The organism is Psychrobacter sp. GP33, from assembly GCF_014119005.1.
GTDB lineage: Bacteria > Pseudomonadota > Gammaproteobacteria > Pseudomonadales > Moraxellaceae > Psychrobacter.
Genome location: NZ_JACGYX010000004.1, coordinates 104,946 through 126,342 on the forward strand (window position 1 = coordinate 104,946; position 21,397 = coordinate 126,342).

Sequence of the window (21,397 nt, forward strand, 5' to 3'; positions counted from 1 at the left end):
AAGCACGATAAGCTAACGTGATTGATGCGCTTATTTTTAATTTAACCTAACGATGTGCGCAAACCTTATGCTTGAAAATTACAATTTATTCTTATTAATTTGCGGTATTGCGTTTTTATTTGGCGCGCTATTTCCACTAATGTTTAAACGCCTGCCCATCTCTCTGCCCATGCTCCAAGTCAGCTTTGGTATGATTATGGGCTATTGGTGGACGACTCTGTCTTTTTTAGACCCGATCAATAATGGTTTTATCATTGAAAAACTAACCGAAATTGTCGTTTTGGTATCTTTAGTAGGCGCTGGGATTAAGATTGACACGCCACTTACTTGGCAATTATGGCGACCGACCGCGCGCTTGCTGCTTATTACAATGCCAATTGGCATCTTTGCTATGGCGTTTTTAGGTTATTATGCGTTCGGATTAACTATGGGCGCAGCGCTATTATTAGGCGCGGTACTAGCACCCACTGACCCGGTGCTTGCTTCTAGTATTCAGGTCGGTCCGCCTAATACCGGCAGTGAAGATGCGCCTCGTTTTACCTTAACCTCAGAAGCCGGACTTAATGATGGTCTGGCATTTCCTTTTGTATATTTAGCTATTAAAATTGCAGAAGCCTATAGTGAAGGTCAGCAATTCAATGGAAAAATGTTATGGACATGGTTTACTGATGATGTGCTATGGAAGATTGGTGCAGGCTTAGCGGTTGGGATAATCGTCGGTAAAGTGTTAGCCAAGCTGATATTTTCAAAACGTACACGTGGAACGGCTATTTCTCAAGGTTATGTAGTCATTGCATTGACATTACTGGCTTATGGATTGGCTGAATACGTACACAGTTATGGTTTTATTGCTGTTTTTGTTGCCGCCTTCGCATTCAGACGCTCCGAATGTGAGCATACTTATCATCACAAACTGCACGATTTTGCTGAACAATCGGAAGGATTGCTCATGTCTTTGGTACTGGTAACTTTTGGAATGTTTATCGGACAAGGGTTACAATCAGGAATTGAGCTGACATGGCGTGTTTATATTATCAGCTTTATATTCTTAGTTTTTATCCGTCCAATTGGCGGTATTATTGCCTTATCAGGGTTGAATATGCCGCGTACAGAAAAATATACCATATCGGCACTGGGTATTCGCGGTATTGGTACGCTTTATTATCTATCCTATGCGCTTAATCAAGGTTTTTTTGGTGAAGAGGATGCCATTAAATTATGGATTGTCTGTTCTATAGTAATTTTAATCTCCATTTTTATGCATGGTTTAAGTGCACCGAAGTTACTGCAAATGACCCCGAATAAAGCACATAAATGAAAGCGGTAATGATATATTTTCTGACATTAAAAAACCTACGATTTATGTTTATATCGTAGGTTTTTTAATACCAGTTACAGGAATAGAAGCAGAAGAGGAATAAAACACAGTTTAAATTAACGACTTAATACAGAGCGCGGATCGATAGGATTACCGTTCAGACGCACTTGGAACTCAAGCCCGACTTGATTTGTCTGTCCGCTATTACCCATGCTGGCAATACGCTGACCGCGTTGTACTGAATCTCCCTCTTTAACCAATAGCTCGCTATTATGGGCATAAGCAGTAATGTAATTGTCACTATGACGAATCATAACCAGATTCCCATACTCTTCTAACCCGTTACCGGCATACATCACATTACCACCTTGACTTGCAAGAACAGGGTCACCTATGTTTCCTGAGAATAACATCCCTAAAGAGCCTGTTGACTCATCAAAGTTACGGACGACTTGGTTGCGACTTGGGTATTCATACCCTAAATTTGCATTTGTTGCTACGTCATAAACAGGATTGGCTGATGGGGTATTGATGCCAGTAGCTATAGGCTGGTTGTTATTACTGCCGACATTAGCACTGCTATTTCTGTAGTTATTTTCATTGCCTTGCCACAATTTAAGATACTGACCGCTGTAAATAGTGTACTGACTATCAAGCCCGTTCAGCGAGCCAATTTGGCGATAGTTGAGACGGTAACGAGAGGCAATTTGACTGACGGTATCGCCACGCGTGACCACATGGTAGTTTGGCACCCCTTGAGCATTGGTAATTATCTTGGGACCTGACGCCTGCTGATAGCTGGGCTTTGTGGCACAGCCTGTCATTACAAGTGCTCCAATTAGCGCAGCTGTGACAAACGGTGCTTTAAAAATGAGTTTTTTCATACAAGTATTCCTATACTTTACTTTATATTATTTATAAGCAGACTTGAGCGATTACAATATTTAAATAAAAAAATCTGAATGACAGTAGGTGTCAAAATAAATAGACTGGGTTCTACTAGTCTATAAAATTTAACAGCATTTTATACTATGAGACTAAGGCAGATAACCGATTTAATGTATGTGTTGGCGTATGATGCACTCTTACAGGCGATATACTGATATAACCTGCTGCGACAGCGTAAACATCAGTATCGTTTAATACATCTATATCATTCAATACGTCAGCATTATTCAATACGTCAGCATTATTCAATACGTCAGCATTATTCAACGTACCAATATCATGCGTCTCAACTGTAATCGCATTAATAGGCTGAACACCTTTTTGCTTAGAAGATAGCTCACCTTTGCGTAAGCTCAGCCAATACGCATCACGTCCCCTTGGATCCGTAACGGGATGTACCGGACGAGCGATATGACTGTGACCTAGACGAGTGATTTTGCGCCCTTTAATCTCTGTTATACAATTTACATCAGGGATGTTAACGTTTAACACATGATAGGGCAAACCCTTAATCTCTGCTAGTAAAGGCGTCTCATCTAAGAGTTTGACGATTTCGGCTGCTGCTATGTGATACTTCACCATCTCATCTTGTACATTACTCTTAATCCCGCCACCAACCAGTGACGTTGCTATCGCTGGAATACCGAACAACTGAGCAGTTAATGCTGCGCCGAACGTTCCTGAAAATAATACGTCTTGACCTAAGTTTGCGCCAGAATTGATACCAGTAATCACACAATCAAACTTAATGTCACGATATAACTGATTCAGTGCTAAATAAACACAATCTGCCGGAGAACCAGTTACCGCTATAAATCCCGAGGCTAGTTCCTGTGTATATAATGGCTGAGAAATATTCAATGCACTGGCAGAGCCACTTTGTTCAGTGGCAGGGGCAACCACTTTTACCACACCTAATGCTGACAATGCCTCATATAAAGCTAATAACCCTGGTGCATGAACACCATCATCATTACTTATCAAAATATTCATAACTGCTCACTATATTTATAGACGACCATCTATCCACTTAACTGCTTTGTTAGGACAAAATTGCTATACTAAGGATAATTATAATTTTAAAAACAATATTAATATTAACCAACTTTTGTTGTAATTTTTTTTATCATTATGATAATTTGTTACCGTGATGGTCAGTATATTATTAATACCTTCCAAAATTGAAGTCATAGCAAAGTTCAAAAAACGACAATAAATACTTTTATTATAGGCAGTCAGAGTATAACTGAATAGTAAACCGTCATAAACCCAGTTATAAAATCATTGATACTGTTGACATAATATTTGAACGAAACTTTCAATTCAAAGCCATGTATCTTAGAGTTATAACCAAATAAATGAGAATTTTTAGTGCAAAACGGCTCTAATAGTAACGAATCGAAACGATAGTTTTCGGTAAATGATCTCATTAGCTCAGGGACAAACGTTACAAAATACTACATGATATATCCCTATCTTAATGTTGATGTAACTTGTTTATCAATGCTGCGCATATGTTGCTATATCACACTCTCAGCTCACAATACCCCTACACATAAGATGATATTTTATGTGACTTTTGTTTTTTTTCCTATTACCATAACACCATTCAATCATGCAAAGCGAGTGTCACACCGAATGAAAAAGCAATCGATGTTATCTATAGTTTCTATGGCGTCAAAAACAGTATCAAAAGTTGGGGTTGCTGGATTAATTACTTCGGTTGCCATGCTGTCTCAAACCACTAATGCGGCAAATAATGCAGGAACCACTATTCCACTTGATATGTCAGGCATGAATATTACCAAACATGAAATTGCCGTGATGCAAGTGTTATCAGAGATATGCCCACCGATGTTAAAAGGCAATCAAAAACAGCGATTTTATAAATCTTATAATACACAGTTGCATGAACTGATGCCTACATTAGATGATCCGAAGGCAGCAATTCAATATTTATCTACTCAGCAGGATTACCGTCAGATTCTGCAAGGAATGCGTAGCTGGACAATGAGCTTTTCTAAGCAAGACAACAAAGAATTATGTGAAGATATGGCGAATGCCCAATTTTAATCTCTATTTGAAGAAACCTATTATTGTTTCATCATTTTAATTAGCTTTATAGTTTTTATGAATCACATAATAAAATATAAGTCATAAAATAATAAAAAGACACTCACAGATAGGAGTGTCTTTTTATCATCTAAAGATAAAATAATAAAGTACATCTCTTTAAAACCTGCTATCAATTATAGTGATGACATTCTATTAAGCATACGCTAACCATTGCTTAAGCAAATTATAAAACTCTTTACTATCGCGGGTTGTACTGTGAAGAAAATCTACTCCCACTGCTTTCAAGCCATGTTCGAAACTACTTAAATTAGGAGTGTTTTGCTCTGGATACCAATAAACCAACAATGCTCGATGTGTACTTTCTTGCTCGCGAATATAACGCGCCAATTGAGCTGCTTTTTCCGGTGAAACTTCCTCTGCAATCATGATCATATCTACAGTTGTCATCGTTAGCTGCTCTATGACTGATAGACCGTACTGATGACAAGTTACTGAAGCGCCTAACCGCTGCAACTCTTCAACAATGAAACCGGTTTGTTCGTGATAGTAATAAGCAAAATTAAGCCCTGTGAAAGAAAAATGACGCTGATTTTGATAGGCGTTACGCAGAGGTATTGTTACTGTGAATTCACTACCAATATCAAGCTTACTACTTACTTCAATAGACGCCCCAATTAGCTGCGCTATTTGATTCACAACGGTCAGCCCCACACCAAGCCCACTGTACTCACGCGTATGGCTGGAATCTACTTGAAAAAATGCAGTAAAAAGGTCATCGATATACTTATCGTCAATACCGACACCAGTATCAGTGACCTTGATTTGCCAGCGAATACTTTGATGAAAGTAGTTCAACTGCGATTCGACAATCACTTGGCCTGATAAGGTAAATTTAATTGCATTTTCTATCAAAGTTGAAATAATTTGCTTGATTTTATCAATGTCACCTTGGAGCATATAATCAATGTGCTTAACTCTACTGGTTAACTCTAGACCTTTTTGCTTCGCTGTGGGCTCAAATTCAGACAGTAAATCAGCCAATAATTGCAAAGGATTAAAGTCGCTGAGACTAATACTTACCTGACCTTTTTCTATTTTATTTAACTGAATAATTTGTTCAAGTGTGTTGTCTAAATGCTCACTACCTTGTCGAATAATGGCTAATATATCTTTTTGTTCTTCATTTAATGTTCGCGGATTTAACAACTGGATTCCACCTGAGATAGCATTCAGCGACGTTTTTAACTCATGAGTGATCATGCTTTGAAAATTGGCGCGCTGCATACTAAGAGAGACGTCTTTGTTATGTAACTGCACTTCAAAAGCAGCAATTGCATCCAATTTTTTCTCAGTTATTTTTAACCGGTTGAATAAAGTGATAATTGCTAATCTGATACGGCTTAATTCCTGAAAATCAAAATTCTGCTGAACGCTAGGTAACTCTCTTAGTTCTGGACTGCCAACAACGATATCGCAAACCTTTGCCAATTCAGTAATATCTTTGGTTGACCAGTTAAGCTTACGCATAATAAATATCATGCAACTTACAGTAAATGCAACTGTTGCTAGCCATAACCAAATATTTTTAAGAACCCATTCTAAACGTAATTTATTTAAGTCTAAGGTAATATTAATATAACCGATGACAGCATTAGATTCTAACGAGTTATCTGTATTTGTATTCACCTTCCTATTATTAGAAGATAAAACCTTCGATAACTGCTGCTCATTTTCATTGAAAATTGAGCGCTTATTTATATCATTTATATGGCTATTAGTTACTGCACTGTTAAAGCTAATAGTGTTAATAAATAAGCTGATATACCAATCATTTTTATTCGCCTCAATTTCAGGCTGCTTAAGAGCAACTGCCGGATGATCACTAGGGTAAAATACAATGCTTTGAATACTGGAATCTTCTTCTAATATCATTCCTATATTTCTGGCAGCTAAATTAGCTCCATCAACTGTGGATGCAATGTCTGAGAGAACATCTGCTAGTTGCTGGATATGTAAGCGCTTTTGTTGGTAATGATGGACAAAGCCATAAATAAAAGACAGCAAAAAAGCAGTCAGAATAGCTACCGCTATGACTTGGAATGCAGAAAGCCTGACGAGATTAGGAATACTTCTAACGTGATGTGTAGACATGAGATTCAATAGTCTTAAAACAGTTACGTTTAGCGGCAGGAATAAGAGTCGTCATTACATTTATGTAGTAAAAGCTTATAATGATGACAAAAGTTGCCATCATTATACTTAAGATTAAAGTTCGCCAATAGACTTGGAATAAGACGGCATACCGCCAAATAAGTATGTCTTATTACCGTTTTTTATCAGGACGCTTATCCTTAGTAGTAAATTTCTGCGCACGATTACGTTCACGCTGACGTAGCTGCTGCTCTTTTGCTTTGGTTGGGGTATCACTTTTGTTAGCGTAAGGGTTCTCATTCAGTTTAAAGACCACGTTTAGTGGCGTGCCTTCTAACTTAAATACCTGACGGAATTGATTTTCAAGATAGCGCTGATAACTCTTAGGTAACGAGCCTGTCTGATTGCCATGAATCACAATAACGGGTGGATTGTGTCCACCGATATGCGCATAACGCAACTTAATTCGGCGACCTCCTACCGTTGGCGGCGGGCTTGCAGCAACCGCATCTTGCAAGATTTGGGTCAAGCGATTGGTTGATACTTCAAACATAGAAGACTGATAAGCACGTAGGATTGACGGATATAAGTTACCCACATTCGTACCGTGTAGAGCGGATATCTGATGCACTTTTACATAGGGAATAAAGTTAAAACGACGATCCATTTCTATTTTAATATAGTTCTTTTGATCAGCAGTTAGACCATCCCACTTATTAATTGCCACCACTAAGGCGCGACCTGCATCAAGTGCATAGCCAATCATATGCAAATCTTGATCGACGATACCTTCTTGCGCATCAATAACAATGACGGTTACATTTGAATCTTCAATCGCTTGCAAAGTCTTGATGACCGAGAATTTTTCAACCTTATCATCAATCTTGCCGCGGCGACGGACACCGGCAGTATCAATTAAGACATAGTCTTTACCATCACGCTCATAGGGGATATAAATACTGTCGCGTGTGGTTCCTGGCATATCGAATACGACAACGCGGTCTTCACCTAATAGGCGGTTAACGAGCGTAGATTTACCAACATTCGGACGACCAATAATAGCAAGCTTTAAGCCTCTCGGCTCTATGATATTTTCTTGATCAGGCATATCAGCCGTTAAAATCTCAAGCAGATTACCAACACCGCGACCATGGCTTGCCGCCATTGGATACGGTTCACCCAAACCTAACGCATAAAATTCAGCAGGCGCTGAATCATGAGCGCCATCTACTTTATTAGCAACGACGTATACTGGCTTGCCAAGCGTGTGTAAAAATTTACCAATCTCGGCATCCGCACCAACCATGCCAGCCCGCGCATCCACTACAAAAACAATGATGTCAGCTTCATGAATGGCAGTATACGACTGCTCAGACATATAGTCATCAATCGCGCCTTTGCCGTCGTCCGCTTCGCCGATACCACCAGTATCTACCACAATAAATGACTTGCCTTCATATTCGGCATCGCCATATTGGCGATCACGGGTCAGACCTGACAGGTCAGCAACCAATGCTAGGCGACTTTTGGTGAATTGATTGAATAAAGTGGATTTACCGACGTTTGGGCGACCAATTAAGGCGACCACAGGCTTGATACTCATGCGTTACTCTCAGTGACGGACCATAATGACAGCAAATAGGCTGCACTTGACCGCAAACTTAAATGAATGATAAAAATAATAAAATAGCGATAAATAATAATAAAACAATTAATTGTGTTTCGGCTTAACATCTGCTTATTGCCGCCAATGTCATACACAGATAACCATTAAGGCGCATAGATTACGCGAAACCAGTAGTCTAAACAAGCAATTTGCATAATGCACTAAACGCTGACTGAGCAGCGTTCAATAAAGTTAAAAAATAAGCATAGCGGGTACCCAAATACTCAATAATTAGTATCGAGACATTTATTGGGCAACTTGCCAAATAGCCACTTGCCCTGACGTACTTTGAGTTAGTAGACGATTCCCTTCTACTTGTAACGTCGTCAACGTACCTTTGGTTTGTACTCGGCTCACTATAGTGCCCGTTGCAGGATCAAATAAATGCACGACACCGTCAAGATCACCCACAGCAATATAGTTACCAATCATAACAGGATTAGTCAACTTACGATAAGCAAGCGCCTCATTTTCCCACAATTTTTCACCAGTACGGCGATCATAAGCAACGATTTTGCCATCTAAGCTTGTTGCAATCACTTGCCTATTGTTAACTGCTAATGATTTCAGGCTAGCAAGCTCATTAACAAACATCACTTGTCGTGATGCCAAGTCTATTGCTATTAGCTGACCGCTATAGCTAATGGCAAATAATTGATTATTATCAACAATCGGTTTGCCATCCACATCACTCATACGCTCGATTTCACTGCTGCCCATGCCCACACCAATACGGCGTGACCATTGCGGTAAGCCATTATCTGCGGTAATAGCATGCAAGCGACCGTCAGCTGTGGCAAGTAATGCAGTTTTGTCATCTAATAGCGTCGGTGCAGCGGTACCGCGCACACTAATTGCGGGCACTTGTGTGGCAAACTGCCAAACGGATTGACCAGTTTGCAATGATAATCCATGTAAGGACCCATCAGTTGCTGATAAAATAACTCGATTGTTGGTAATAAGAGCAGGAGTTAAGACCGAACCTGATAATTGTTGCTCCCAACGTTCAGCGCCAGTCATACTATCAAATGCCAGCACTTGCCCATCACGCGTAGTTACAACCGCAGTCTGACTAAAAGCATCTACAGTCACGCCACCTGTGATTGGTTTTCCAATATTAACCGACCATAATCGTTTGCCATTGTTATCAAAACCGATTACATCACCAGCTCGTGACGCAACGACCATCTGATCATTGTCATAACCAATTTGTAAGCTTAACGGGTCTTTTTTATTGGCATTTTTACTACCGATATTGGTATCAAATACCGGTTGAAGCACACTAATCGGCTGCGCTATTTGTATCAATTTAACTGGATCATTAACGACAGGTTTGATACCGCGGTTACAACCAACGACTGCGGTGGTCATCAGCGCTAATACTGCCACGTGCATGACAGTCGCTTTTATCGTTTTACGAGAGCGCATAGATAGGGTCATGATAGATTCTCACTACAAATAAATTAATAATCAATAAAAGCAAAGAACATTATAAAATAAGAATAACATTAATATAAATAAACATTTTAAAAGCTTTAATATCTAAAAACATGAGTATGAGAAGGCAATAGCGATATAAGTATAAGTATAAGTATTTAGCTTTGCTGTATCTGTCTTACGCTCACTTTATTCGTTTACAAAATAACAAGTTCATTTATAAAGTTACTGAGCTATTTTTTCAGTGACATTAGCGGAATCAACTTCTGCAGCATTCGCAATACTTAATGACGTTTCAGGGGCAGTTGACGCTTGAATAAGCGCTGCTTGGTCAGTCATTGGTTCAGGAACAATACCGAGACTTTCCATTTTTAATGCTAATACTGCTCGCGTCTCATGGCGGGTGCGCAATAATTCCCATGCATTGTTATAGGCTTTAATGGCGGCTTCTTTATCGCCCTTGGTAACATAGATATCACCCAATAATTCTTGTTGGCTGGGTTCAAACGAGCTTGGCATCTCGTTATTGGCTTCAGCTAATGCTGCCGTAGTGTCGCCAGAGGCTAGCAATACTTTAGCGTAGCGCAAACGGGTAATCGCCTGTAAACCTGCATCTCCTAAATCAATGGTTAACGCTTGTTTCAAAGTTGTCGCAGCACCCTTGAAATCATCACTATCGACTTGCCCACGCGCTTTAATCATGAGGGCTTGCCACGCATAAACCGAATCACCATGGCTCTTCACTAGCGTGTCAATATTTTTATTAAGCTCTACGCGACTTGCTGCCAAAGCAGCTTGCGCATCCGCTTCCAAATCAGGATTTTGCGCCGCCAAGCTGACTTCTGCATTTAATCTTTGAATATCTGCGTAGTGGTCAGCAGCAACGGTATCGACACGTGCATGATTACTTTGCCAATATGTCCACCCAAAATAGCCAGCCAATGCCAATAAAATAGCGGTAATAATATAGCTACCATATTGCTTAAGTGCCTGCATTGAGTTGTCTGCGTTGGGCGAATTCGGGGTCAGAGCCATGTTTATTTACCTGATAAGAACGAGTGACTTAAATATGGAAGTGCTTAAATATAAGGCAGAATTAATAATGAGTACAAGTATCATTAAACAACTACTATTAACTATTTAACGTGAAAAATTAGCAAGCTGTGATAACCAATCTTGAGCAACCGTTGTCTGCTCACCTGTCTGCATATTTTTAATACTAATGGTCTGATCTTCCAGTTCTTGCTGCGCTAAAATAACAGTCAATGCAGCACCTGACTTATCCGCCTTTTTCATCTGCGCTTTTAAGCTGGTAGCACTTGCCATTTTAATACGCAAATCTGGACGCGCGTAACGCAAATTCTGCGCATAGCGAATACCAGCACTATAAACTTCTGGATGGGTCACCACAAACACGTCACAAGCGGGCGTGTCAGCAAACGGTGCAACGGCTTCAATTAACAGCAGCAAGCGCTCAAGACCCATGGCAAAACCAACCGCAGGTTCAGACTTAACTGGTTTATTATCCGACGCGCCATCACGATTATCCATCGATTTTAGCTGTCCAAGTAAGCCATCATAACGACCACCGGCACATACGGTTGCTTGACTGCCAAGCTTATCCGTCACCCATTCAAAAACCGTTTTATTATAATAATCAAGTCCACGTACCAGATGCGGATTGATCTCGTACGTAATACCCAGCTCATCTAGATACGTTTGCACTTGAGCAAAATGCTGCTGGCTTTCTTCACCTAGAAAGTCAGCAAGCTTTGGTGCATCTGCCAATAAAGCTTGTGTAGACGCCTCTTTACTGTCCAAAATACGTAATGGATTGGTCGTCAAACGGCGCTTACTGTCTTCATCTAACTGTTCTTGCTTGTCTGTTAAATAGGCAACCAAAGCATCACGATATGCATGACGCTCATCACTCTCTCCCAAGCTATTAAGCTGCAAGCGCATCTCATCTTTTAGACCCAGCTCTTGCCACATCAGATGGGTCATGGCGATGAGTTCAGCATCCGCATCGGGTAAAGCACTACCAAAGCTCTCAACACCCAGCTGATGAAACTGGCGATAGCGTCCTTTTTGCGGACGTTCATAGCGAAACATCGGACCGATATACCATAATTTCGGGGTATCGCCACGTAATAAATTATGTTCAATAACAGCGCGTACTGCCCCTGCTGTGCCTTCAGGACGAAGGGTTAACGGCGTTGGCGGCTCTGATTTATCAGCAAAGCTATACATCTCTTTTTCAACAATATCGGTCGCCCCGCCGATCGCCCGTGCAAACAAATCAGTTTGCTCAACAATCGGTAGACGAATATGCTCATAGCCATATCTGCCCAGCACATTTTTCAAAATCGACTCTAAATGTAGCCACTTTGCCGATTGGTCTGGTAAAATATCGTTGAAGCCCTTAATTGCTTTAATCATGGCGCTGTCATATCCTTAAAATTTTTAACGGTTAATGCTATTATTATGTTTATTTTTAATATCAATACTTAAAGGTAAGCAAGCTAAAGTCACCTGTATATAGCGTTTAATAAAAACCATATATCAATAATATATCAATAGAAATTAATCCCTATCTTACTCGAATAATCTCATTTTCACGTGACTTCGCTAACGTATCTGCGTGAGCGCGCACCATACTTTCTATCTCATCAACTAAGTTATTGGTGTCGATTAAATGACTTTTTTCACCCATGCGGTAAACCAGTGACTTGCGTGCAGCACCAACAATACCGATATCCGCCTCTTTAGCTTCTCCAGGTCCATTAACCTTGCAACCAATGACTGACAGGTTCATCGGTTCACGGATGTCTTCTAGGCGCGACTCTAGCGCTGTCATCACTCTAATCACGTCGAACTCTTGGCGTGAACAGCTTGGGCAAGCGATAAAGTTTACCCCATTTGAGCGGATATTCAGTGATTTTAGGATATCAAATCCGATTTTAATTTCTTCTTCAGGTTCTGCTGCTAATGAGATACGAATAGTATCGCCAATACCATCGAGCAATAAGCCACCCAGCGCAATCGCGGATTTGACAGCACCAGTACGATACACACCCGCTTCGGTCACGCCCAAATGCAGTGGATTGTCAATTTGCGCAGAGATTAAGCGATAGGCATCTAAGGTTAAAAATACATTACTGGCTTTAACCGATATTTTATATTGGTCAAAGTTCAAACGCTCTAATATATCAATGTGTCGCATTGCTGACTCTAGCATCGCCGCGCCAGTTGGCTCACTGTATTTACGTTGAATTTCTTTTTCTAGCGAGCCTGCATTGACACCAATACGAATAGGAATATTATGATGCTTAGCACATGCCACTACTTCTCGTACTTTAGCATCACTACCGATATTACCAGGATTGATACGCAAGCAATCTGCACCTGCTTCAGCAACGGCAAGCGCAATTTTATGATCAAAATGAACATCGGCTACCAGCGGCACACTGACCAGTTTTCGGATTTCACCAAAGGCTTTTACCGTATCCATCGTCGGTGTTGAGACACGCATAAAGTCTGCGCCTGCCTCGACACAGCGCTCAATTTGGGCGACAGTCGCTGCTACATCGCAGGTATCCGTATTGGTCATACTCTGCACGCTAATCGGTGCATCACCACCTATCGCGACATCACCAACATAGATTTTTTTGGTAAGGCGACGGTTAATGGGTGCTGATGTTGACATATATAAATCCTTCGATCAGAGCAAAACAAATAAAATCGGTTACTTAGTTATTTCGATTACTTACTCGTTAATGGTATAACAATATTTTTAAGTAAAAGTACAAACTTCTATAAATTAAAGCGTCAGCTCAAACCTGACTTGCTTTTCAGCGCCAACTTCACTTCCAGTCGCATAATCAAGCAATGACACTGGCTCTTGATTAAGTAACAAGCTGACGTTATCGATATTATCAATATCAACCTTAAATGGCGGCGTACCAATAAGCTTATAGTTGCCACGCGTTTGGCTGCCCGTTATTAAGTTGCTTCCTGTCGCATCGGTAATATTAACCGTCGTAGTATCGGTCAGTATAATCTCTAATGCTGTACTGCCCACAGTATTGCCAACTATCGGATCAGATGTGCTTAGCCCATTAGCATCCATACTCACGGCTGCCCCTTGTTCTTGCGCTTGTGCAGTCAAATCCTCAGCCAGTGGACGCACTGCTTCTGGCTCTTGGCGAGCATTACTTACCATACGCGATAAAAAAATTACCAAAATAACCAAAGCAGCAACCGCGATAATTAATAATGGATTCAAGCGCACGCGATTATCACTATTAGGCGGCAGGGTACCCATAGTTTGTAAAGGGGTGGCAACCTTGGCAACTGATTGCTGCATAAGTGCTTTAGGATAAGCAGCATCAAAAAGTTTTGCCACTTGTGCTGAATCCAAGCCCAAAAATTTTGCATAATTAATTGCAAAACCACGCGCAAATGCTACTTGTGGCAACGCATCAAACTGCTCTTCTTCTAATGCTTGCAAATGACGCTGCAAAATAAAAAGCTCAGCGGATATATCCTCTAACCGAAGCTGCTGATTCAAGCGTGCCTGCTGTAACATTGCACCAAATGAAGGTTGCACCTCGTTTTGAGACTCATCTTTTTTAGCAGTATTCTCCTGACCCACTATGCGCTTCGCCTTATTTTTAGACTTATTGGTTGCTGGTAAATCACTCATTGCCAAGTAGCCTTTGGATTATTCAGCCACACTTTAAGCTGTTTTGCTTCTGCGCTTAAGGGGTAAGCCGATAGCAACTGCTGCGCTAACTGCTGACGCGTGGTGATGTCTTTTTGAGCAGCGGCAAGTTTAATACCTTGTAATAACAAGCGCGGACTTATCCCCTGACCTTGCACCAATACCAATGTTTCTTCATAAAGCATTTTTGCTTGGGTAATGCGCTGCTGTTCAAGCAATAAATCCACCAACTCAATATGAGCAATAATACTATTACGATTGCCTTCTAATGCCCGTAAAAAAGCTTTTGCAGCGGCTGGGCGGTCATTTAATTGCAAATACGTACGACCAAGATTTTCCAGTGCCCCAATACGACCATCATAACCCAGTGCAGCACCAGCAATCTCAAACTGTGCTGCTGCTTCGCTATAGCGTTTCATCTGCGATAAATACACGCCATAATTATTACGCGCCTGCTCAAAATCTTTATCCAAAGCAATGGCTTTTTTAAAATACTGATCGGCTTTTTCTAGATTTATTGGGCTACCTTCTTGCTGCAACAGCACGCCCATCATATCATAGGCGGGCGCATATCGGCTATCCGCTGCAAAAGCTTTTTCAAGTTGCTGCTGTGCAGCATCAAGTTCATTTTTACGAATATATTGCGCGGCAAGTGAGGTGCGAACGCGTGCTACTTCCTGCTTGTCAACCTGTCGCTTGCCCTTTGACTGCGCCGTGGTCTGATAACCGGCACTGCCTAATAAGTCATTGGCTGGAACCGTCTGACACCCCGTTAATAGCATTGTCATTAATGCCATCAACGTTACAATACTTTTGCTATTAGGCAAAAATTGCCCCCCGCGTAGAACAGAAAATGTAGAGCTCATAATAGCCGCCATCTTAACACTGTGAGTCCATATTAGTACGTATCAGCACGTATAAAGGGTTTCAATGAGCCCACAGTTTAATAGATTTCGCAGCCATAAGTAAAATTTAGTTACCTTTGCTACATATCTATTACCATTACGACAGTTGAAGCCGAGATAAACGGTTCAAACTCCCATATTTGTCCCTATTTATCTTATGTTTATTTATTTTTCCGCAGCTTCACGATTTTTAATACTTTGTTGCCAAGCGGCTGAGCGGCGCGTTCTATCAGCCACCTGCCCAACCAATTGACCACACGCCGCATCAATATCATCGCCACGCGTTTGACGAATGGTACAAACAAATCCAGCTTCACTTAAGATATTGCTAAAAGCATGAATGCGGTTGTTACTGGATTTATCATAGCCGGCATGCGGGAAAGGATTAAATGGGATAAGGTTGATTTTGCTTGGTAGACCTTCTAGTAAAGCGACCATTTGATGAGCATGCTCATCCTTATCATTGACCCCATCAAGCATCACATATTCAATGGTCACATGCTTTTTATGGCGCGGATTAACGTCATGGACATAATTTTTAGCTGCCGCAATCAGCTCATGTAAGGGGTATTTCTTATTAATAGGCACCAGCTCATTCCGCAATTCATCATTGGGCGCATGCAGCGATATCGCCAATGCCACGTCAATTTCTTTTGCCAAGTCATACATTTTAGGAACAACACCGGAGGTTGATAAGGTCACGCGACGTTTTGACAGCCCATATGCATGGTCGCTCAGCATCAGCTCCATCGCACTAACAACAGGGCGATAATTCAACAGCGGCTCACCCATGCCCATCATCACCACATTGGTGACATTATTTTCCCATACGCTGTGATCCGTATGCTCTAGACTGTCCTCAGCATCCGTCATATATGAGGCATTGGCTACCCACAACTGCCCTAAAATCTCAGCGGCGGTCAAATCGCGCTCAAAGCCCTGTTTGCCGGTACTACAAAAGCTACAGTCTAAAGCGCAGCCCACTTGCGAAGAGATACATAAGGTTTTGCGACCATTGACCTTACCATCATCAGCAGGGATTAACACAGTCTCAACCAATGAGCCACCGGTGACTTCAAATATCCATTTACGCGTGCCATCATCGCTATATTGACGATGAATGACTTTTGGCGGAATGACACAAGCATGAGTGGACAATTTGTCACGTAGACCCTTGCTTAAATTGGTCATTTCTTCAAAATCAGTCACGCCTTGCTGATAAATCCATTTGATAACTTGTGTGGCTCGAAATGGCTTTTCGCCAATACTTTTGAAATAATCACCAAGCTGAGCTGGCGTCATGCCCAACAAATTGGTTTTCGCCTGCGCCTCATCTACCAGCTGAATGGGATTGTGGCGGCGTACTGGTTTAGGCATTGGCTGAGGCGCTGATTCAGATATTGAATTAGAAGAAGGCGCAGTGGGCGTGGCAGAAGTTGGAGCTACAGTTGACATAATCGGTTACCTATTGGTCTTACTGGTTTGCATCACATAAAAGATGCACTAAAATAAAAATTAGCAATTCTTTATCAGCGTACTGACGATAATAGTATTCGCGTTAAGCGCTTTTATCGTACCAAGCATACTAACGTAAAACACTTTGAGACAAACGGTATGCTAATAAAGGATTGATAACGTTGAAAATGCTAACAAGCTTATCAGTATTTCATATTAATAATAATAGGTTACTGATAAAAATAGGGTGACGTGAAGCATTTATCATGAGGCAGAGAGCTGATATTTTCAATGACTGACAGCTGATTAAAGTATTTTTTATTAAACAAACATTATAAATAATAATCGAATAACAAGAAGATAAACGGCTTATACCCTAGTGGATATAAGCCGTTTAGCGACACGCTGGATAAATATTTCATAGGATTGATAGTGAACGATCAATCATTTTTAACACGACTATTTACATTTATCATGCGTGTTCTTAGTGTAAATGCGATTAGCGCGTACGAGCACAAACTTCGTCATCACTGAAGAAGTAGCTGATTTCACGTTGCGCTGATTCTGCTGAATCTGAACCGTGAACTGCATTTTCATCGATGCTGCTGGCGAAATCGGCACGAATAGTACCTTCAGCGGCTTCTTTAGGGTTGGTTGCGCCCATGATATCGCGATGCTTAGCGATAGCATTTTCGCCTTCTAACACAGATACCAATACTGGACCTGAAGTCATGAATGATACTAGATCATTATAAAATGGACGCTCAGCATGTTCAGCGTAAAAACCGCCAGCTTTTTCGTCATCAAGTTGTTGCATTTTAGCGGCAACGATTTTTAGACCGGCTTGTTCAAAACGGTCATAAATAGCACCGATATGGTTGCCACCAACGGCGTCAGGTTTGATGATAGATAGCGTGCGTTCGATAGCCATGAGAAGCTCCTAATGAGGTAACAGTGAAAAGGGTAAGTTTATATTATAATTGACCACAGTACTTGGCAAAATAGCACTTACTAAAATAGTTTCTAGCCTACCAAATATGTGATTGTTGTCTATTATAATGATTAAGGCTATAAATGATAGGGGCAATTACGCTAACTGCTCAGAAAAGGAAGGTTTAAAAAGCTTTGAAATTACCATCTTTTGAAATGGATAATTTTAAAGCTTAGCTATATAAAGGCAATATCAGTCATATCTCAATGGCTTTTTCATGCTTACGATTGAGTAATTACTCTCCTAGACGGCTGTCGCGGCAGCTGCCAGCGCTACATTCACGTATTCGATCATTTAAGAAATTAACGCGACTGGTAGTCGTACGAGTAGCACAGTTCATATTTACAAAGAAACCTTCGTCATTATGATAGCTACAACGCTCATCGCGGTCACGTATCCAAGCCAATTGCCCACGTTTAAGTTTAGATTTTTGTGTACTATTTAAGACTTTATTTAGCTTAGTATAAGAGTTATTCAGCTCTTTATCGGCTTCCAAATATACCTTGGTTAAACAGTACAATCCGTCAAAGTCATTGATCGGTTTATCACAATTCTGTGCGCCCCAAGAGAGCATAGGAAACATAAAAGCTGCTGACGCCAAAATCGTTAGAGACGTTTTACTAATAGTACGATTAACGCTGTTCATTTTCATAATAGATCCCTCTTGTTATTTAACGGTTAGCAAAATCCTTTTTACTATATTATTTTTACAATGTTACCTCTTCAATTGTTAAATGCTATTGAATAAAAATAGTAATTTCACTACACCTTATTGCTATAAGCCTACCCCTTTTTAAAAGGGGTTATACTAACTTTATGTAATTAAGAAGTAGCATTTTTTTATGATTGTTTAAAAAAATGCTGTAAAAAAACCTCCATTGCATTTAAACAATAGAGGTTATTATTAAGTATCTTTTTTGCCACTTAACTTTATTACTAGTTAAGCATCATACGGATCACGTAGTACGATGGTCTCTTCGCGGTCAGGACCGGTTGAGATGATATCAATTGGGCAATCAATTAATGCTTCGATACGCTTGATATAAATTTTAGCATTTTCAGGCAAGTCATCATAGTTAGTGATACCAACCGTAGATTCGCTCCAGCCTTGTAGCGTCTCGTAGATTGGCGTAACTGACTCATAGAATTCAGCATCATGCGCACCAGCACATTCAGTTTCTGGCAACTCATAGCCAACGCCGATAAGTAGCTCTTCTAGACCATCTAATACGTCAAGTTTGGTTAAGCAAATACCCGTTAGTGAGTTTAATACCACAACACGGCGTAAACCGGCGGCATCAAACCAACCACAGCGACGCGCACGACCAGTCGTTGCCCCAAATTCATGACCAACTTTGGCTAAATGTGCACCCACATCATCGAATAATTCAGTTGGGAATGGACCACTGCCTACGCGCGTAGTATAGGCTTTAGTAATACCCAATACGTAGTCTAAGTATAATGGACCAATACCTGTACCAGTTGATACGCCGCCCGCCGTAACGCTTGAGCTAGTCACAAACGGATACGTACCATGGTCGATATCAAGTAACGTGCCTTGAGCACCTTCAAACATTAGATTTTTACCAGCACGACGCAGTTGATCAAGCTCTTCAGTGACGTCAGTAACCATTCCTTTGATGGCTTCTTTCCATTCTTTACAAAGCTTAAGTGTCTCATCAAAATCAATCGCTTCAACTTTATAATACTGCGTCAGTTGAAAGTTATGATATTCAATCAAGTTACGCAATTTTTCTTCTAAATCTTCACGGAACAAGTCCGCAAGCTTAATGGCACGGCGCGCTACTTTATCTTCATACGCAGGACCGATACCACGACCTGTCGTACCGATTTTACCGCTACCGCGTTTGGCTTCACGCGCTTGGTCGAGAGCCACATGATACGGCATGATAAGTGGACAGTTTGGCGAGATACGTAGGCGCTCGCGAACAGGTACACCGTTATCTTCTAAGCCTTTCATCTCTTTTAGTAAGGCATCAGGCGCTAGTACAACCCCATTACCGATAAAGCAAGTCACGCCTTCACGCAAAATACCAGATGGGATTAAATGTAAGATGGTGGTTTTGCCATCGACAACCAATGTGTGACCCGCGTTATGTCCGCCTTGAAAGCGTGCAACCGCTGAGGCTTTTTCGGTAAGCAAGTCGACGATTTTACCTTTACCTTCGTCGCCCCATTGGCTACCTAAAACTACGACATTCTTACCCATGATCAATCCTTACAATGATGTATTGAGGTGTGTACGATAACGATTTTAACAATAACCCTAGTGGGCTGTAACGTAAAAATTTCTTGAAAATATTCATTTAAAACTTATGCAGTTAACTTATCAAACGGCTAATAACTGCCATTGACTGTCAATTAAACTTAAACGATGAGTGCTGTTTTTAGGACAATCTTGCGCATCTAACGGCATGGTTACGCGATACCCTTGCTCACGCAGACTGACCAACTGTTGCTCTAGCGCATTTAACTGGGTCTCATCAGCATTATTCAAAGCAGCATAATCAACGATAACCACCGTTGGCGCCTCAAGTTGCGTATGTGCCAATAAACGACTGACATCCATACTAAAACCGGTTGCTGCACGTGGCTGCTGGGTATGACTTTGTAAGCCATCAAAACGTCCACCGCGTACCAAAGGCTGCGTTTCACTATTTATATAACCATTAAAAACAATACCGGTATGATAGTGATACCCTGACAATTCCGTGATATCAATACTCACTTGACACTGCCAATGATCTTGCAAATGGTGAGTCAAGCGCTGCAACTCATCGATTGCTTCTGCAATTTGCGTATCCTGCTGCGCGGTATCTGATAACTTAGATAACAGATGCGTTATATCATGCCCGAAACGCGCTAAGGCATAAAAGTCATCACCCATCGGCAGAGACTGACAAACGCGCTTTAGCTCTGGCAAGTTTTTGTTGGCATAAAGATGCATCAAGTGCTCAGTGTCACTATCAAGCATTTGCGCCAATACCGCTAAGCGTTTAAATATCGCCACGTGTCCTAAATCAACGTGTAGAGCAGCATCCATGTTCAAGCTATTAATTAAGGTAAAGAGTATATCAATCAGCTCAATATCCGCCGTCAATGATGCACAACCAAAAATCTCTGCACCCAGCTGTAGTGGAATACGCGAGCCAAACAATCCTGATGGCAAGGTATGAACCACGTGCCCAGCATAACAATAGCGCGCGATACCCTCGCCTCCTTGATGCGCATCGATGCGTAAAATCTGCGGCGTAATATCTGCACGCACACCCATCAAGCGACCAGAAAGCTGATCAATAATCTTAAAAGTTTGACGTTTTAGATCCTCTGATGCCTCGCTCAATAACGATTCGGTAAACTCGATCATCGGCGGGCAAACCAGCTGATAGCCATAGGTAATCAGCTGTTGAGTCAGCTCGTGACGCAAGACTTCTTGTTTTTGTGCCTCTTCAAAAAGTACATCTGCCACGCCATCAGGCAATAGCCAACTGTTCGCCACATCGCTGGCAACGTCACTTAGATAAGGAAGACTGTTAGCGACTACTTGATTAGGCGCGCTTGATGAGACGAGGTTAGTAGAATCAGAACTGACAGACACAATGAATCCTTGTTTAGCATAGCGCTTACCAAAAAACGCGGCATTATAATTATAAGGGTGGGTTATCATTAATTTGGTATTTATGACAGCCACTTTGTATTTTTAACG

The 21,397-nt window shown here is 41.1% G+C and carries 17 protein-coding genes; 2 read left to right on the forward strand and 15 right to left on the reverse strand.

Translation table 11 applies throughout. The annotated features are described in order from the left end of the window. Nucleotides 1–67: 67 nt before the first annotated feature. The gene (locus tag H2245_RS06870) at nucleotides 68–1,318 is read left to right on the forward strand and encodes a sodium:proton antiporter (RefSeq protein WP_182406655.1); all 1,251 of its coding nucleotides are present in this window, start codon (nucleotides 68–70) and stop codon (nucleotides 1,316–1,318) included. Nucleotides 1,319–1,434: 116 nt separating this feature from the next. Here H2245_RS06870 and H2245_RS06875 read toward each other — a convergent pair whose 3' ends face one another. Next, nucleotides 1,435–2,202, reverse strand: coding sequence for a M23 family metallopeptidase (locus H2245_RS06875; RefSeq protein WP_182406656.1), 768 nt, complete (start codon nucleotides 2,200–2,202; stop codon nucleotides 1,435–1,437). A gap of 145 nt (nucleotides 2,203–2,347) precedes the next feature. Continuing rightward, nucleotides 2,348–3,259, reverse strand: a complete 912-nt coding sequence (gene surE / locus H2245_RS06880; protein ID WP_182406657.1) for a 5'/3'-nucleotidase SurE — start codon at nucleotides 3,257–3,259, stop codon at nucleotides 2,348–2,350. A gap of 645 nt (nucleotides 3,260–3,904) precedes the next feature. On the opposite strand from surE, the gene H2245_RS06885 reads away from it, so the two are divergent. Continuing rightward, on the forward strand, nucleotides 3,905–4,339 hold the full coding sequence (locus H2245_RS06885) for an MCR_0457 family protein (RefSeq protein ID WP_182406658.1): 435 nt from the start codon (nucleotides 3,905–3,907) through the stop codon (nucleotides 4,337–4,339). Nucleotides 4,340–4,534: 195 nt separating this feature from the next. Here the strand turns inward: H2245_RS06885 and H2245_RS06890 are convergent, their stop codons facing one another. The 13 genes from H2245_RS06890 to H2245_RS06950 form a co-directional block, all read right to left on the reverse strand. Then, a complete protein-coding gene (locus tag H2245_RS06890; protein WP_182406659.1) occupies nucleotides 4,535–6,493 on the reverse strand; it encodes a HAMP domain-containing sensor histidine kinase in 1,959 nt (652 codons plus the stop codon). Between the two features lie 172 nt (nucleotides 6,494–6,665). Next, complete coding sequence (der, locus tag H2245_RS06895) at nucleotides 6,666–8,096, reverse strand: ribosome biogenesis GTPase Der (RefSeq protein WP_182406660.1); 1,431 nt, start codon at nucleotides 8,094–8,096, stop codon at nucleotides 6,666–6,668. A gap of 309 nt (nucleotides 8,097–8,405) precedes the next feature. Beyond that, nucleotides 8,406–9,599, reverse strand: coding sequence for an outer membrane protein assembly factor BamB (gene bamB / locus H2245_RS06900; RefSeq protein WP_182406661.1), 1,194 nt, complete (start codon nucleotides 9,597–9,599; stop codon nucleotides 8,406–8,408). Between the two features lie 222 nt (nucleotides 9,600–9,821). Next, nucleotides 9,822–10,631 (reverse strand): tetratricopeptide repeat protein, encoded by an 810-nt coding sequence (locus H2245_RS06905; protein WP_182406662.1) that lies wholly within the window; start codon nucleotides 10,629–10,631, stop codon nucleotides 9,822–9,824. Between the two features lie 105 nt (nucleotides 10,632–10,736). Then, nucleotides 10,737–12,035 carry a histidine--tRNA ligase gene (hisS, locus tag H2245_RS06910; protein WP_182406663.1) on the reverse strand — a complete coding sequence of 433 codons (1,299 nt, stop codon included), beginning with the start codon at nucleotides 12,033–12,035 and terminating at the stop codon, nucleotides 10,737–10,739. A 151-nt stretch (nucleotides 12,036–12,186) separates the two neighbouring features. Beyond that, the gene (gene ispG, locus H2245_RS06915) at nucleotides 12,187–13,302 is read right to left on the reverse strand and encodes a flavodoxin-dependent (E)-4-hydroxy-3-methylbut-2-enyl-diphosphate synthase (protein ID WP_182406664.1); all 1,116 of its coding nucleotides are present in this window, start codon (nucleotides 13,300–13,302) and stop codon (nucleotides 12,187–12,189) included. Between the two features lie 114 nt (nucleotides 13,303–13,416). Further along, nucleotides 13,417–14,301 carry a helix-turn-helix domain-containing protein gene (locus H2245_RS06920; RefSeq protein WP_182406665.1) on the reverse strand — a complete coding sequence of 295 codons (885 nt, stop codon included), beginning with the start codon at nucleotides 14,299–14,301 and terminating at the stop codon, nucleotides 13,417–13,419. Continuing rightward, nucleotides 14,298–15,185 (reverse strand): type IV pilus biogenesis/stability protein PilW, encoded by an 888-nt coding sequence (gene pilW / locus H2245_RS06925; RefSeq protein WP_259365126.1) that lies wholly within the window; start codon nucleotides 15,183–15,185, stop codon nucleotides 14,298–14,300. The genes H2245_RS06920 and pilW overlap by 4 nt, the downstream gene beginning before the upstream one ends. Nucleotides 15,186–15,389: 204 nt before the next feature. Further along, nucleotides 15,390–16,601 (reverse strand): 23S rRNA (adenine(2503)-C(2))-methyltransferase RlmN, encoded by a 1,212-nt coding sequence (gene rlmN, locus H2245_RS06930; RefSeq protein WP_182406836.1) that lies wholly within the window; start codon nucleotides 16,599–16,601, stop codon nucleotides 15,390–15,392. A gap of 577 nt (nucleotides 16,602–17,178) precedes the next feature. Beyond that, nucleotides 17,179–17,610, reverse strand: coding sequence for a nucleoside-diphosphate kinase (gene ndk / locus H2245_RS06935; protein WP_182406667.1), 432 nt, complete (start codon nucleotides 17,608–17,610; stop codon nucleotides 17,179–17,181). 295 nt (nucleotides 17,611–17,905) lie between these two features. Continuing rightward, nucleotides 17,906–18,322 carry a lysozyme inhibitor LprI family protein gene (locus H2245_RS06940; protein ID WP_182406668.1) on the reverse strand — a complete coding sequence of 139 codons (417 nt, stop codon included), beginning with the start codon at nucleotides 18,320–18,322 and terminating at the stop codon, nucleotides 17,906–17,908. 288 nt (nucleotides 18,323–18,610) lie between these two features. Continuing rightward, nucleotides 18,611–19,900 (reverse strand): adenylosuccinate synthase, encoded by a 1,290-nt coding sequence (locus H2245_RS06945; RefSeq protein WP_182406669.1) that lies wholly within the window; start codon nucleotides 19,898–19,900, stop codon nucleotides 18,611–18,613. Between the two features lie 120 nt (nucleotides 19,901–20,020). After that, nucleotides 20,021–21,289 (reverse strand): ATP phosphoribosyltransferase regulatory subunit, encoded by a 1,269-nt coding sequence (locus H2245_RS06950; protein WP_310734122.1) that lies wholly within the window; start codon nucleotides 21,287–21,289, stop codon nucleotides 20,021–20,023. Between the last annotated feature and the right edge of the window lie 108 nt (nucleotides 21,290–21,397).

What these genes read in the sequence shown, in the direction of transcription:
- H2245_RS06870 (WP_182406655.1), top strand. Translation starts at nt 68, where the DNA reads ATGCTTGAAAATTACAATTTATTCTTATTAATTTGCGGTATTGCGTTT.
- H2245_RS06875 (WP_182406656.1), bottom strand. Translation starts at nt 2,202, where the DNA reads ATGAAAAAACTCATTTTTAAAGCACCGTTTGTCACAGCTGCGCTAATT.
- surE (WP_182406657.1), bottom strand. Translation starts at nt 3,259, where the DNA reads ATGAATATTTTGATAAGTAATGATGATGGTGTTCATGCACCAGGGTTA.
- H2245_RS06885 (WP_182406658.1), top strand. Translation starts at nt 3,905, where the DNA reads ATGAAAAAGCAATCGATGTTATCTATAGTTTCTATGGCGTCAAAAACA.
- H2245_RS06890 (WP_182406659.1), bottom strand. Translation starts at nt 6,493, where the DNA reads ATGTCTACACATCACGTTAGAAGTATTCCTAATCTCGTCAGGCTTTCT.
- der (WP_182406660.1), bottom strand. Translation starts at nt 8,096, where the DNA reads ATGAGTATCAAGCCTGTGGTCGCCTTAATTGGTCGCCCAAACGTCGGT.
- bamB (WP_182406661.1), bottom strand. Translation starts at nt 9,599, where the DNA reads ATGACCCTATCTATGCGCTCTCGTAAAACGATAAAAGCGACTGTCATG.
- H2245_RS06905 (WP_182406662.1), bottom strand. Translation starts at nt 10,631, where the DNA reads ATGGCTCTGACCCCGAATTCGCCCAACGCAGACAACTCAATGCAGGCA.
- hisS (WP_182406663.1), bottom strand. Translation starts at nt 12,035, where the DNA reads ATGATTAAAGCAATTAAGGGCTTCAACGATATTTTACCAGACCAATCG.
- ispG (WP_182406664.1), bottom strand. Translation starts at nt 13,302, where the DNA reads ATGTCAACATCAGCACCCATTAACCGTCGCCTTACCAAAAAAATCTAT.
- H2245_RS06920 (WP_182406665.1), bottom strand. Translation starts at nt 14,301, where the DNA reads ATGAGTGATTTACCAGCAACCAATAAGTCTAAAAATAAGGCGAAGCGC.
- pilW (WP_259365126.1), bottom strand. Translation starts at nt 15,185, where the DNA reads ATGAGCTCTACATTTTCTGTTCTACGCGGGGGGCAATTTTTGCCTAAT.
- rlmN (WP_182406836.1), bottom strand. Translation starts at nt 16,601, where the DNA reads ATGCCTAAACCAGTACGCCGCCACAATCCCATTCAGCTGGTAGATGAG.
- ndk (WP_182406667.1), bottom strand. Translation starts at nt 17,610, where the DNA reads ATGGCTATCGAACGCACGCTATCTATCATCAAACCTGACGCCGTTGGT.
- H2245_RS06940 (WP_182406668.1), bottom strand. Translation starts at nt 18,322, where the DNA reads ATGAAAATGAACAGCGTTAATCGTACTATTAGTAAAACGTCTCTAACG.
- H2245_RS06945 (WP_182406669.1), bottom strand. Translation starts at nt 19,900, where the DNA reads ATGGGTAAGAATGTCGTAGTTTTAGGTAGCCAATGGGGCGACGAAGGT.